The sequence below is a fragment of the Corynebacterium phocae genome (assembly GCF_008693075.1).
Lineage (GTDB): Bacteria > Actinomycetota > Actinomycetes > Mycobacteriales > Mycobacteriaceae > Corynebacterium > Corynebacterium phocae.
In genome coordinates this window covers 1-14154 of record NZ_VXKJ01000010.1, presented here as the reverse complement: position 1 = coordinate 14154, position 14154 = coordinate 1, and the positions used below count along the sequence as shown (strand labels likewise).

Annotated in this window: 6 protein-coding genes and 1 pseudogene; all 7 read right to left on the bottom strand. The window is 53.6% G+C overall.

Annotation, left to right across the window (positions count from 1 at the left end):
* Positions 1 to 17: 17 nt before the first annotated feature.
* A complete protein-coding gene (locus F4V58_RS00905; protein WP_150385654.1) occupies positions 18 to 1280 on the bottom strand; it encodes a DUF445 domain-containing protein in 1263 nt (420 codons plus the stop codon).
* Between the two features lie 215 nt (positions 1281 to 1495).
* Positions 1496 to 1870, bottom strand: coding sequence for a hypothetical protein (locus F4V58_RS00900; RefSeq protein ID WP_075732562.1), 375 nt, complete (start codon positions 1868 to 1870; stop codon positions 1496 to 1498).
* Positions 1871 to 2072: 202 nt separating this feature from the next.
* Positions 2073 to 2822, bottom strand: coding sequence for a succinate dehydrogenase/fumarate reductase iron-sulfur subunit (locus tag F4V58_RS00895; RefSeq protein WP_075732560.1), 750 nt, complete (start codon positions 2820 to 2822; stop codon positions 2073 to 2075).
* Positions 2822 to 4837, bottom strand: a complete 2016-nt coding sequence (locus tag F4V58_RS00890; protein WP_075732558.1) for a fumarate reductase/succinate dehydrogenase flavoprotein subunit — start codon at positions 4835 to 4837, stop codon at positions 2822 to 2824. Before F4V58_RS00890 ends, F4V58_RS00895 begins: the two co-directional genes overlap by 1 nt.
* A 19-nt stretch (positions 4838 to 4856) precedes the next feature.
* Positions 4857 to 5612, bottom strand: coding sequence for a succinate dehydrogenase cytochrome b subunit (locus F4V58_RS00885; protein ID WP_075732556.1), 756 nt, complete (start codon positions 5610 to 5612; stop codon positions 4857 to 4859).
* 896 nt (positions 5613 to 6508) lie between these two features.
* Complete coding sequence (locus F4V58_RS00880; RefSeq protein ID WP_170252481.1) at positions 6509 to 12295, bottom strand: YPDG domain-containing protein; 5787 nt, start codon at positions 12293 to 12295, stop codon at positions 6509 to 6511.
* Positions 12296 to 13229: 934 nt separating this feature from the next.
* Positions 13230 to 14154, bottom strand: a pseudogene (locus F4V58_RS12400) (hypothetical protein); the annotation flags it as partial.

Genomic DNA, 14154 nt, shown 5'->3' with positions numbered 1-14154 from the left:
GAATATTTACGTAAAACTTAGAACAGAACTTCATTCACAGTGTAGAGTGCCAGGCCGGCCAGCGCACCCACCACCGTGCCGTTTAGCCTGATGAATTGCAGATCTTTACCAACTTGTAGCTCAATTACCCGCGAAGCCTCCTCCACCGGCCACTGTTTGATGGTGGCGGGAATTAGCTCAATAACCTGGCTGGAGTAGTTATCCACCGCGAATTCGGTGGCCGTGTCCACGTAGCCGTCCAGTTTCTTCCGGAAGTCTGTATCGCTGATAATCCTCTTGCCCGTGGACCGGGCAACTTCAGCCAGCTTGGTGCGTAGGTAAGACTCCGGCGTTTTTGCCTGTTCTATGATTGTCTCAGAAACCGTTGCCCACAGCGCTCCGGGGGCCTGCTGCATCTGGGCGGAGTCAAAGAATTCTTCCTTGATGCCCTCGACTCTGGCCACCATTGCGGGGTCATACTGGAGGTCTTGCGCAAATTTGGCCAAGCCCCGGCGCAGCGCCAGCCGCACGTTGTGGTTGGGGTCTACCAATACGTCATCAGCCCAGGAAACAATGGCATCATAGACCTTGTCCCCCGCCATGCCGCGGGCAAACTTTGGCAGCCAGGCGGGCATCTTTTCATCAACCAGCACAATGACTTCTTCTTCCAGCGTGCCTACTTTGGCATGCGCCCAATGAATCAGGTCATCTTCCAGGGGGCGCGCTTTGCCGTCCGCTATGTAGGTTTCCAAAATACGCCCGGCGGGCGGCGCCCACTCCGGGTCCCGCAGGCGTGCTATCACCTGGGTATTGATAAACTCTGTGGCCTCCGCTGTGGAGATGTTGCGCACCGCCGCCACAATCAGGCGTCCGCCTTCTTGGGAAAGGCGCTCAGCACCGCCGTTGTGGACTAGGTACCTGGCGGCTTTGAGCGGAATCTGCTCTTTGCGCACTAGCTCAGACAGGGCCTCTTTAGTGAGGAACTTTTCTTCCACGAAGGTGCCCAGGGTATCCCCCACCTTGTCCTTGTTGTTGGGAATAAGGGCGGTGTGGGGGATCTTTAGGCCCATGGGGTGCCGGAACAGCGCGGTGACGGCAAACCAGTCCGCCAGCCCGCCAATCATTCCGGCTTCGGCCGCTGCCCGCACAAAACCCACCCAGGCCGGCGCGCCGCCGGCCTGCGACTGCCACCAGGAGCAGCTGAGGAAGATTACGGCCGCCAGCACCAGCAGCGCCAGCATCCAGTTCTTCCACCGGCGAAGCTCCGCAGCCTTAGCGGCCTCGGTTTCTGGGCCAAGCATCAAGGGGTTAACCTTTATTGGTTCCGGGGCGCGGTGAGTCATCGCGGGAAAGGTCCTCTCGTTGGTCAAGGGGCAATGAAAAATACGGGGCCCTGTACACAGGCCCACACCAAAACATTAGCCTAATGCCCTTAAAACCTGGCAAGCCGGTGTGAAAGAAACAGCGCCTCCTCCCGCGGCTATGCGGGTGGAGGCGCTAGAAAAGCTAGGAGGCGTTAGTTAATGCGGCCAGTCTCTTTACGGTACTGACGGTAGTAACGGCGGCCGTACTTAATGGAGGCGAACATTGCTACTACCACCACGGCAAGGGCAACTACGCCGATGATAAGGGTGATAAACGGCTGCTCACCTTGGGAGGAGGTGCCGTATGCAAAGGTCATAGAACCCAGACCCCAAACAACAATCCCCAGGGCGGGAAGGATGGAAAGGATCAAACCCATGCCAACCCAGGTGGAGATACGCAGCAACGAGGAGTGCGGAGCGGCGTAGGAAACAGGGTCATATCCTTCGATATAGCTGTCCTGAATCTTGTACGAGTATTCCGGGTAGGTCTCGCTAGCAAAATCAGCTACTGCTTGCTTGTCACTCATAGTGGCACTTTCTCTCGTTCCTAAATTTTGTTGTTTCTTAGATCAGGATATAACACCAGCACCAGGCGGTGCTAGCCAAGGTGGCAAGAACCACCTTTTCATCTTGCTGCTCCGGGCTCAAACTACCCCGGGGCTTATTCCCTGCGGTGCAACCGGCCCGCGGTCTCCCACGAACCGGCCTTCCCACGGTGAGCAACGTGGATTAGTCATCCTTGCCGCGGAAAGCGGCGCGTGCGCGTTCCTTGGTTACTGCGCCTACGGCGGACAGTGGGACGCCTGCCGGGCAGACATCGGCGCACTCGCCGTAGAGGGAGCAGTGACCAAAGTTGGTCTCCAGGTCGTCTACCATGTTGCGGGCACGGCGGCCGCGCTCTTCCTTGCCCAGCGGCATGAGGGAAAGGTGAACCAGCTTGGCACCGGTGAACAGGTGCGCTGCACCGTTTGGACAAGATGCCACACAGGCACCGCAGCCAATACAGGCGGCGTGGTCCAGTGCGAACTCGGCGGTTTCAAAGTTGACGTGCAGGGTATCAGCGTCAGGGGCGGTGCCGGCGTCAATAGAGACGTAGCCACCTTGCTCCATGAGGTGATCTAGGGCTGCGCGGTCAACGATCATGTCCTTGATAACCGGGTAAGCGGCTGAGCGGAATGGCTCAATTTTCAGGTGGTCACCATCTTTGAACTGGAACAAACGCTGCTGGCAGGCAGGGGTGTTTTGTCCCGGGCCGTGGGGGCGGCCGTTGATGGAAAGGCCACAGGTGCCGCAGATGCCTTCACGGCAGTCGGAGGCAAACGCAAACGGTTCTTCGCCGCGCTCAATGTAGCCCTCGTTGACGTGGTCTAGCAGCTCCAGGATGGACATTTGCTCTTCAGCGTCATCCACCTGGACGGTTTCAAACTTGCCCGATTGGGTCGGTCCGGCCTGACGCCAGATCTCAAGTGTCAGTTTCATTACTTGTAGTTCCTTGTCATTAGCGGAATCGAATCGAAGTACAGTGGCTCTGCGTGGCGGATGAATTCGCCTTCAACTTCACCTGGCTCCCAGGCGGAGACGAAGCACCAGTTTTCATCATCACGCTCAGCCTCACCGTCCTCGGAGAGGTGGTCATCGCGGAAGTGTGCACCACAGGATTCGTCGCGGTCTAGTGCGTCAATACACATGAGCTCGCCCAAATCGATCAAGTCAGCAACGCGGAGGCCGTACTCCAGGACCTGGTTCATGTCATGCTGGTCACCGGGGATGCGGACGTTGGCCCAGAAGTCTTCGCGCAGCACGCGGATCTTTTCAATGGCGGTCTGCAGGTCCTTGATGTTGCGGGACACACCACAACCCCAGTACAGGATGTCACCCAACTGGCGGTGGTAGTAGGCCGGCCCGTGGGGGTCGGTTCCGCGGATGTTCATCAGCTTGTCAATACGGGCCTGCGCGCGCTGGATGGCTTCCTGGGCCTCAGCGGATTCCTCAGACAGCTTTTCTTCACCAAGGTGCTGTGCCAGGAAGTTTGGAACAGTAAACGGAATGGTGAACCAGCCGTCCACAGACGCAGATAGCAGGGAGTTTGCGCCCAGGCGGTTTGCGCCGTGGTAGGTCCAGGAGCACTCACCGGAGGCAAATAGGCCGTCAATGGAGGTCATCTCATTGAAGTCGGTCCATAGGCCACCCATGGTGAAGTGGCAGGTAGGTGCAATACGCATGGGGGTTTCATACGCTACTTCACCAATGGCTTCCTCATACATGTCAATGAGGTTGGAGTAACGCTCACGGATTTTATCCTGGCCCAGGCGCTCAATGGCGTCACGGAAGTCCAGGTACACGGAGTTGTGCAGGGGTCCAACGCCAAGACCGGCGTTGATCTGCTGGGAGATAGCACGGGATGCAACGTCACGGGGAACGAGGTTGCCAAACGCCGGGTAGCGGCGCTCCAGGAAGTAGTCACGCTCTTCTTCCGGGATGGTGTTTGGGTCGCGGTCATCCTTGGGCTCCTTCGGGGACCAAATGCGTCCGTCGTTGCGCAGCGACTCGGACATCAGGATGGTCTTGGACTGCCATTCGGAGTTAACCGGCAGGCCCGTTGGGTGGAACTGGATGAAGGCGGGTGACGCGATGTAGGCGCCTTGCTCGTAGGCACGCATCATGGCGCCGGCGTTGGAGTTCTTTGCCAGCGTGGACATGTGGTAGACGTTGCCGTAGCCACCGGTTCCCAGGATTACTGCGTTGCCGGTGAAGGCCTTGAGCTCACCGGTGATGAGGTTACGGGTAACAATACCGCCGCAGCGCTTTTTACCTTTGTCCTCATAGGTGATGACGTCTTGCATGTCGTGGTGTGCAAACAGCTCCACGTTGCCCAGGCCAATCTGGCGGTATAGCGCAGAGGTGGTGGACAGCTGTAGCTGCTGGCCGGTTTGTCCACGGGTGTAGTAGGTACGGGAGACCTGTACACCACCGAAGGAACGGGTTGCTAGCGTTCCGCCGTATTCACGGGCAAACGGCGCGCCAACGGCGTTCATGTGGTCAATTACGCGAACGGACTCTACGGCTAGGCGCCAGCAGTCAGACTCGCGGCAGCGGTAGTCTCCGCCTTTGACGGTGTCCTTGGCGTGACGGTAAGCGGAGTCGTTGTCCACTTTCTTGTGACGCGAGGAGTTCACACCACCCTGTGCAGCAATGGAGTGCGCACGGCGTGGGGAGTCGTGGTAGGTGAAGGCTTTAACTTTGTAGCCAAGTTCACCCAGGGATGCTGCCGATGCCCCGGCGGCCAGGCCGGTGCCGACAACCAAGATTTCAAACTTGCGGCGGTTTAGCGGGGAGACAAGCTCCATGTGGTCTTTGTTGTAGTCCCACATGTCCTTCATGGGCACACCGTGTGGCTCCTGGGATTCCAGGATACGGCCGGGCTTAACGGTGGGAATGATGGACTTTGGGTGCTCAAAACCCGGGTGCTCGCGCTTGAGTTCAGTGTTAGTCATGGGTTGTTTATGCTCCTCTTTAAGAAACCGCGCCCAGGGCGATGGAAAGCGGCATAACAATGTTGGCCAGTACGACAACCGCTGGGATGATGTAGGCCAAAATCACGAATACCTGGCGGGTCTTCTTGCCGGTCAAGCCCAAGTCAGATGCCGCAAGGCGGATACCGTGGGTCAGGTGCAGGAAGAGGCACAGGTTAGCCAGCACGTAGAAGATGGTGACAGGCCAGCGGGAGAACGTAGCAATCATGTTGTGCTTCACCGCACCGTGAATGAACTCATCCGGTGCAGCCGGGGTAACACCCAGGGTCAGGTCCAGGATGTGGAAGACGATAAACAGCAGCAACACAATGCCGGTTACCAGCATGGTGCGGGTAGCAAAGGAATCCAGGCCACCCATCAGGTTGGTGCGGGAGAATTTGCCACGGGAAGCCTTAGAGCGTGCCGTGAGAACAATTGCGCCGTAGATGTGGGCAATAATGGCTGCCAGCAACACCATCCGGACAATCCACAGGAAATAGCCGTAAGGGATTAGTGGCTCACCCAGCTCACGCAGGAAGTGGCCATATACGTCAATGGCTTCTTCCCCGTCGTGTGCGGGTAGGTAAATCTTCAAGTTGCCGGCCATGTGGCCTACAACGAAGAGTGCAAAGAGCAGGCCGGTTACGGCCATAATGAGCTTCAATGCCCAGGTTGGTACACCTGGTTTCGTGCGAATAGATTCGTTAGTAATACGGCCGTGGGCGAGTGCTTCACGGTCAGGATTTCTTACAGTCATGACACCTCCATAGTCGGTATATAGTTTACGCAGGTAACCGCACTGCCTACTACTTGCTTTTACGCTATTTGCCAGTCCTTACCAGTACTTTCTTCATAAAACACACATCTTTTAGGCAAGGATCACCTAAAAGCAAAATAATAAAACTCCCGTCACGCTTGGACACTGTCCAATACGCAACACCGCAGTTGCGTAAATGTCCGACCTGATGTGAATTCCCCCACACCCGCGAATACCACCGCAAAGTCCACCCCGTTAGGTATCAATCTTTCGCATGAGCCGCACTACCCCACCGGGTTTCAGGAAGTTTCCCCCAGGTCACAGCCCACCACGCACGGCAGTCATCAGCGCAGAACACAAGCCAAAACTAACCCCCGCAGGCTCCCAAATTCCTCCCCATTCAGCCACCGGGCCCTCCCCTACCCCACCTCCAGCAACGGCCGGCTAATGCCCCCGCACCCCACCCTAAAAGCCTCAGAGTTTAGCCATGGCGGCGCAATCTCACGGCAGTAGACGCCAGCGAAAAGACGAGAGAATACCCGCTAATAAACGCGACAAGAAAAAACAAACAGAAAAAACAAACAGAAAAACAGACACTGAGCCCCGGTGCCATCGCTGCGCCAGCACGCGCCTATCCGCCGATGCCCCCGCCCCACGCACCGCCATGCCCCCGTACGGCTTCGAAAACATCAGAGCCTTTAGCCCAAAAACTTCGAAAGTCTTGCCCCTACGCCCGCAGGCTGTAGTGAACAAGACTTTTCTCGAAAGGGGAAAGCGTTTAGACGCCGCTTTCCAACACGTTTCCATCTAGTCCCCGGTGATGCCCTCCCGTACCCTCAAGGACTACAGGAGGGCGCCTCACCAATTCTGGAAACTAGCTAGCCAACCGCAGTGATTTACTCACCAGCTGGTGTTCCAGGAGCGTCAGAGGAATCCGTGGAACTCTGGGAAGAGTCACCCTTCGGCTCCTCAGCAACAGGTTTGTCGGCGGAAGAACCATCAACTGAGGATCCTTCATCCTTGGTGCCGTCACCCATGTTTCCAGTGCCGTCACCCTGGTTTCCGTCACCCTTGTTTTCTTCCTTCGAAGAACCATGCGGCGTTACCGAAGAATTACCCTCAGTATCAGCGGAAATCTTCGAAGACAAAGACGAACCATCGAACGAAGCAGTAGAACCCTCACCCTCAACTGGCTTACCAGTACAGGAGTCAACAACCCAGCTAATAGCCAAGATGCCAGCAGCAGCCAAAGCCACACCACCAAGAACCTGTCCAGCAACCGGACCGTACTGCTTCAACGCATCATTCATCTGCTTAGCCTGCGCAGCACCAGGACCATTGTAGATACCCAACTGACGCTGCAAACCAGCGTTAGCCTGCTCAATCTGGTGATTGATATGAGCAATCTGCTCACCAATCATCCGCTCCAAAGGAGCAAGAGCCGGAATATGCAACTGCGTAGCCAAACCAATAGGAAGCAGCAAAATCAACGGAATAGAAGTCGTCGCAGCAGCAGCAATACACTGCGGCGAAACACCAGGATCAGTCTTCAACCCATCAACCAAGTCATTGGTGCCATCCTTTGGATTAACGTCAGTCTCAGGGACATCACCCAAACCATTGCCGTCAGCATCGGTGACTTCACCGTCAGGAACAACAGACTCATCAGCATTGGTCTTGCCATCCTTGTCGAAGTCACCTGCACCATCAGAAGTGCCATCATCATCAGAATCAGGATCACGCGGGTCAGTACCAATAGCTTCTTCATCAGCGTTATTGACACCATCGCCATCAGCATCCGGATCCTTCGAGTTCGGGATGCCATCGCCATCAACGTCACCATTAGGACCATCAATCAAATCATTGACACCATCCTCAGGATTGACGTCAGTCTCAGGAACATCACCCAAACCATTGCCGTCAGCATCGGTGACTTCACCGTCAGGAACAACAGACTCATCAGCATTGGTCTTGCCATCCTTGTCGAAGTCACCGGCACCATCAGAAGTGCCATCATCATCAGAATCAGGATCAAGCGGATCGGTACCAATAGCCTTTTCATCAGCGTTATTCACGCCATCGCCATCAGCATCCGGATCCTCAGAGTTCGGGATACCGTCGCCGTCCTTATCAACACCGTCAACCAAATCGTTGACACCATCTGCAGGATTGACGTCAGTCTCAGGAACATCACCCAAACCATCATTGTCCCCATCGGTGACAGAAGCGTCAGGAACTACCGACTCATCAGCGTTGGACTTGCCATCCTTGTCGAAGTCACCGGCACCATCAGAAGTGCCATCATCATCAGAATCAGGATCAAGCGGATCGGTACCAATAGCCTTTTCATCAGCGTTATTCACGCCATCGCCATCAGCATCCGGATCCTCAGAGTTCGGGATACCGTCGCCGTCCTTATCAACACCGTCAACCAAGTCGTTGGTGCCATCCTTTGGATTGACGTCAGTCTCAGGAACATCACCCAAACCATCGTCATCAGCATCGGTAGTAGGAATATCCTTGCCGGTGTCCGGATCAGTTGGAACGACTGACTCATCAGCGTTGGTCTTGCCATCCTTGTCGAAGTCACCTGCACCATCAGTGGTGCCATCATCATCAGAATCAGGATCAAGCGGATCGGTACCAATGGCTTCCTCATCAGCGTTATTCACACCATCGCCATCAGCATCCGGATCCTCAGAGTTCGGGATACCGTCGCCGTCCTTATCAACACCGTCAACCAAGTCGTTGGTGCCATCCTCAGGATTGACGTCAGTCTCAGGAACATCGCCCAAACCATCATTGTCCCCATCGGTGACAGGAGCATCAGGAACAACCGACTCATCAGCGTTGGACTTGCCATCCTTGTCGAAGTCCTCATCACCATCGCTGGTGCCATCACCATCAGAATCAGGATCAAGCGGATCGGTACCAATAGCTTCCTCATCAGCGTTATTCACACCATCGCCATCAGCATCCGCATCCTTATCATTAGAAATACCGTCGCCGTCCTTATCAACACCGTCAACCAAATCGTTGACGCCATCCTTTGGATTGACGTCAGTCTCATCGACATCGCCCAGGCCGTCACCATCATCGTCGGAGACAGAACTATCAGGAACTACCGACTCATCAGCGTTAGTCTTGCCATCGCCATCAAAGTCGCCTTCGCCATCAGTGGTGCCATCATCATCAGAGTCAGGATCAAGCGGGTTAGTTCCAATAGCCTTCTCATCAGCGTTATTCACGCCATCGCCATCAGCATCCGGATCCTTATCATTAGGGATACCGTCGCCATCAACGTCATTGGGATCCACACCCGGCTCAAAGATTGTGATGACGAATTTCTTAGTCACATCATTGCCATCAGCATCCTTGACTGGATTGCCATCCTTATCAAGAACAGTCACAGTCACAGTGGAAGTGCCAGCAGTAGTCGGGGTACCCGTAATCTGACCAGACTCAGGATCGTAGGTTAAGCCATCCGGCAGACCCTCGACCTTAACCGAACCACCTTCAGGCACTTTCTTGGCTGGGACGTCAATAGCATCGATTGGCTCACCAACAGTGCCAGTCACATCATTGATAGTGCCGATAGTCGAAGGAACAGAATTATCATCCTTCGGATCCGTACCAGCCGCTTCCTCATCAGCATCAGAAACGCCGTCGCCATCATCATCAGGATCGGTGGTATCCGGATTGCCATCACCATCAGTATCCAACAAGAACGGCGCAGTCACCTTATCTTCAGAGCCGTCATCATAGGTGATAATAACCGGAACATTAAGCTCCTCAACCGTCTGACCATCCTCAGAAGTGACAGTTACAACACCAGAGTCCGCATCGACATCAACGGTGTAGCCATCTGGAACCGTGAAATCCGGATCAATCTTGGCGTCCTTGAAAGGAACATCCGCAATATCAACAGAATCACCATCAGCATTAGTAAACGTCGGCGAAGAAACCGCATCAGTACCAGGAACAATCAACGTCTCCTCATACGCCGGCTTAAACGAAGCGGCATCGGTGCCAGCCTCATCTATGGTGATTTTGAAATTCTCGGTCACATCATTGCCATCAGCACCCTTGACTGGATTGCCATCCTTATCAAGAACAGTCACAGTCACGGTGGACTCACCAGCAGTAGTCGGAGTACCCGTAATCTGACCAGACTTCGGATCGTAGTTTAGGCCATCAGGCAAACCCTCGACCTTAACTGAGCCACCTTCAGGCACGTTCTCGACTGGAACATCAATAGCATCGATCGGCTCATCAACAGTGCCAGTCACATCACTGATATCACCGATAGTCGAAGGAACAGAGTTATCATCCTTCGGATCGGTACCAGCAGCATCCTCATCCGAATCAGAAACGCCATCATTGTCATCATCGGTGTCCGTGGTATCAGGCTTACCATCACCATCAGTATCCAACAAGAACGTAGCCGTAGCCTCATCCGTAGAGCCATCGTCATAAGTAATAACAACAGGAACCTCAACGGTTTCCACCTTCGTACCATCAGCAGCCGTAACAGTTACCGCACCAGTAGCCTCATCAATCTCAACGGTATAGCCGTCAGGATCAGTGAAACTAGGATCAATAACAGCAGACTTGATAGGAACATCCGCTACCGGAACATCACTGCCATCTTTACCTGCGAACGTAGGAGACGAGGTAACAGCAGTACCCGGAACAACCAGCGTTTCACTGTATTTCGGGGTGAACGAAGCATTTAGTTTGTCCTTGGGGGCAACGGTCACCTCAGCGTTGACCGTGACCTGCTCACCATTGGGGTGGCCGATAACTACTGGTACTTGGTGAGTTCCGACAGGGGCATCGGGGCCGATGGTGATGGTGCCGTCGGTATTAACGTCGTACCACGCTGGGCGCGTGCCGCCGTCGGCGACGGTTTCGTCCTCGTTGTAGAACTTCGTACCATCGGGCATCTCAATTTCGTCACCAGTGGCTGGATCGGTAAACGTTGGTGCCGGAACAAGTCCGCCCTGACCTTCAATGTAAGTCTGTGGCTCGTAAGCTACCTCGGCATTTGCACTCTTTACAGCAAAAGCGTCGGCAGCAAGCTCTAGGCCCGTTCCACTATGCAAAGTAGCGGTATAAATCTCACCGAGTTTGGCATCCGCAGGAACAGTCAACGAAGCTTTAGCATCATCAGCCAAAGTGACAACCGGAATATCCTCCCCGACCTTGTTACCAGCAGAATCAGTCCACCGCACAAACGCTTTGCCACTCTTAGGCAAGGTGCCCGTTAGATCAACCTCAGCGGTATCACCACGATCTGCGGGATTAGCAATCGTGTCATAGTTAGTCACATCGAGCTTTACCGGCTTGTAATTGACTACCGCAAAATGCGCACGATCATAGCTATTCTTCTTGAAAATAAATGGCCCAATTCCCAATGCACCACTACTGGTTGGCCCTGAGTTAGCGTTGCCATTCCACGGTTGGAAGACAGGAGTAGGAAAATAAGAAACAGCCTTGACTACTTCACCGTCCGGGGATTCAACCCACATATACATATTGGATGGATCAAACTTGCCATCAGGAAAGCGCAAAGTGTACTTGCCATCAGCATTCGTAGTGGCCATTACCGTCGCAGCAATTGGCTCTTCACCATTGCCCCGCATATTCTCAATAGCTTCCTTAGTAGCAAGCGCCTGCTCAGTCCACGGCATATTTCGAATTTCCTCGAACCGGGTAGCAGCAACAGGTGTCAACGTGGAAGCAAAAACCTTATAGCCCTCCAACGGAACATCCTGGCCGTTATAAGCCGTACCGTTTGAGCCACGCTCGTTGAGAAGATTATCTTCCCACACAATGCCAGACAACGAGTTATCAACACCGCCTTCAACAAATCCGATGTCATCAACAATGATGTCACTATCACCATTGCTATCCTCGCGGACCATATAGGAGTCATTGGAAGACAACGGAGGCACCTCCGTCAGGGCCATCAAAGTATTTTCCATATAGCTGCCGGCAACGTAAGTAGTACCGGCAACATTCGACTGGTTGACCCTAATCCACGCACCCGGAACAGCACCCGGAGTCTGGCGGGTATAAAGCAACTTGTTACCGGTATCTTCATTGACGGCAGGCTCTTCTACCCACAGGCGATAGGATTGATTTCCCCAAGGCCCGAACACGTGCGGCTTGCCATTGGTGTCAATAAAGGAATACGTACCATTGCCCGGTGCGTCGGGGTGAGTAAGGACGTTGCCATCTTCGTCTTTAGCACGCAGGTCAAACAAGTAAGTGCCATTAGCATTGCCCAACTGGTCAGTCGTGGCAGAGTAGATAGGTGAGATAACACCGTCAGAGTCCCTGAACTGCATACGCACAGGAACACCATTGACACCAGCTTTATCAAACCGACTGACCGCAGAGTTGGCAGTAATTTCCTGCAGAACCACGTGTCCATGCAAAGTGTGGGGCGTTCCCAAACCTACCTGAGCGCCGCTAAGCAGGCCGTCGGCATCAATCAAATTGGAGTAGTTAGGGGCAACTGGAGCAACGGTGGTACCAGGGACATTAGGTGCCGCAGTAGCTTGGCTCACGGATTGTGGAGAAACAACTGGTTGAACGAATGAAGTAATGAGGGCAGCAGACAGAGCTACCGCTGTTAGGGAAGTGCCGCGTCGACGAACGACGGCGCTTCGTTTCATGCCTTTTTTAAGCATTGGTGTCCTTTCGAGAACATGGAAAAATGCGACGTAGGGAATGCGAATCTGAAATTAACAACCCCTACGTTTGCCACAGGATTTAAACCCCGTGGATGGGTATAGAAATTCCTAAGAATCTCACAGATTATCCTAGGTTAAAATTTTCACTTCGGCAACCTTTTTCTAGTGAGGGGGGTTCTATCGGGGAATTTCGCCACTCTCCAGACCTGACCCGGTGCCCGATTTCCCCACCTGAAATGACCTGCACTTTCATGCAGCCCCAACGTTTGGCCTGCACCTTTTTAAATTTATGGCATTCATCACACTAGATTTAAACGGGGCCACCACATCTCCACACTAGATCAAAACTTAGCTAAACCTGAATTAGCAAAAGTGCAAGAGCACTAAACGACCTCATAAACGGGGACAATTTCCATACGTTCTTCGAAGAATATATACAACTTTCAGAGTAATTTGTATATCGGGAAGTTTACAAACCTCAAGTATTCACCTCGTAGGGCCAAATACCCCCTCAGGACAAGTTTGTCTTTAAAACCTAATCAAACCAGCAGGAATATAAAGTCTATATTTTTTTAAAACGAGAACGCTTGTCCGGGAACAACCGGTGTAACGAATCAACACATTTTTCTACTGGTCGTTAAAACTGGAAAATTTGTCTTAGCACCTATACCCAAGCACTAAGACAAATTTCCATATTCTCGAAAGTCGAAAGGCGTTTTACCGCCGCCTCCCAAAGCGGCCGCCACCCCACAGCTCGAAAGCCACGAGACGGCAAGTTTTTAAAAGATGGGAAAGCGTTTAGACGTCACTTTCCAACACGTTTCCACCTAGTCCCCGGTGATCCCCTCCCATAGCCTCAAGGACTACAGGAGAGCGCTTCACCAATTCTGGAAACTAGCTAGCCAACCACAGTGATTTACTCACCAGCTGGTACTTCAGGAGCGTCAGAGGAATCCGTGGAACTCTGGGAAGAGTCACCCTTCGGATCTTCAGCAACAGGTTTGTCAGCGGAAGAACCATCAGCCGAGGAACCTTCATCCTTGGTACCGTCACCCATGTTTCCAGTGCCGTCACCCTGGGTCCCGTCACCCTTGTTTTCTTCCTTCGAAGAACCATGCGGGGTTACCGAAGAATTACCCTCAGTATCAGCGGAAATCTTCGAAGACAAAGACGAACCATCGAACGAAGCAGTAGAACCCTCACCCTCAACTGGCTTACCAGTACAGGAGTCAACAACCCAGCTAATAGCCAAGATGCCAGCAGCAGCCAAAGCCACGCCACCAAGAACCTGACCCGCAACCGGACCGAACTGCCTCAACGCATCACTCATCTGCTTAGCCTGCGCAGCACCAGGACCATTGTAGATACCCAACTGACGCTGCAAACCAGCATTAGCCTGCTCAATCTGATGATTGATACGAGCAATCTGCTCACCAATCATCCGCTCCAAAGGAGCAAGAGCCGGAATATGCAACTGCGTAGCCAAACCAAGAGGCAGCAGCAGAATCAACGGAATAGAAGTCGTCGCAGCAGCAGCAACACACTGCGGCGAAACACCAGCATCAGTATTCATTCCGTCGGTCAGGTCGTTCTTACCATCCTTCGGATTGACGTCAGTCTCATCGATATCGCCCAAACCATCGTCATCAGAATCGGTAGTAGGAATATCCTTGCCGGTGTCCGGATCAGTCGGAACGACTGACTCATCAGCGTTGGTCTTGCCATCCTTGTCGAAGTCACCTGCACCATCAGTGGTGCCATCATCATCAGAATCAGGATCAAGCGGATCGGTACCAATGGCTTCCTCATCAGCGTTATTCACACCATCGCCATCAGCATCC

Coding starts and splice junctions, on each gene's coding strand:
- F4V58_RS00905 (WP_150385654.1), bottom strand. CDS start 1,280: ATGCTTGGCCCAGAAACCGAGGCCGCTAAGGCTGCGGAGCTTCGCCGG.
- F4V58_RS00900 (WP_075732562.1), bottom strand. CDS start 1,870: ATGAGTGACAAGCAAGCAGTAGCTGATTTTGCTAGCGAGACCTACCCG.
- F4V58_RS00895 (WP_075732560.1), bottom strand. CDS start 2,822: ATGAAACTGACACTTGAGATCTGGCGTCAGGCCGGACCGACCCAATCG.
- F4V58_RS00890 (WP_075732558.1), bottom strand. CDS start 4,837: ATGACTAACACTGAACTCAAGCGCGAGCACCCGGGTTTTGAGCACCCA.
- F4V58_RS00885 (WP_075732556.1), bottom strand. CDS start 5,612: ATGACTGTAAGAAATCCTGACCGTGAAGCACTCGCCCACGGCCGTATT.
- F4V58_RS00880 (WP_170252481.1), bottom strand. CDS start 12,295: ATGAAACGAAGCGCCGTCGTTCGTCGACGCGGCACTTCCCTAACAGCG.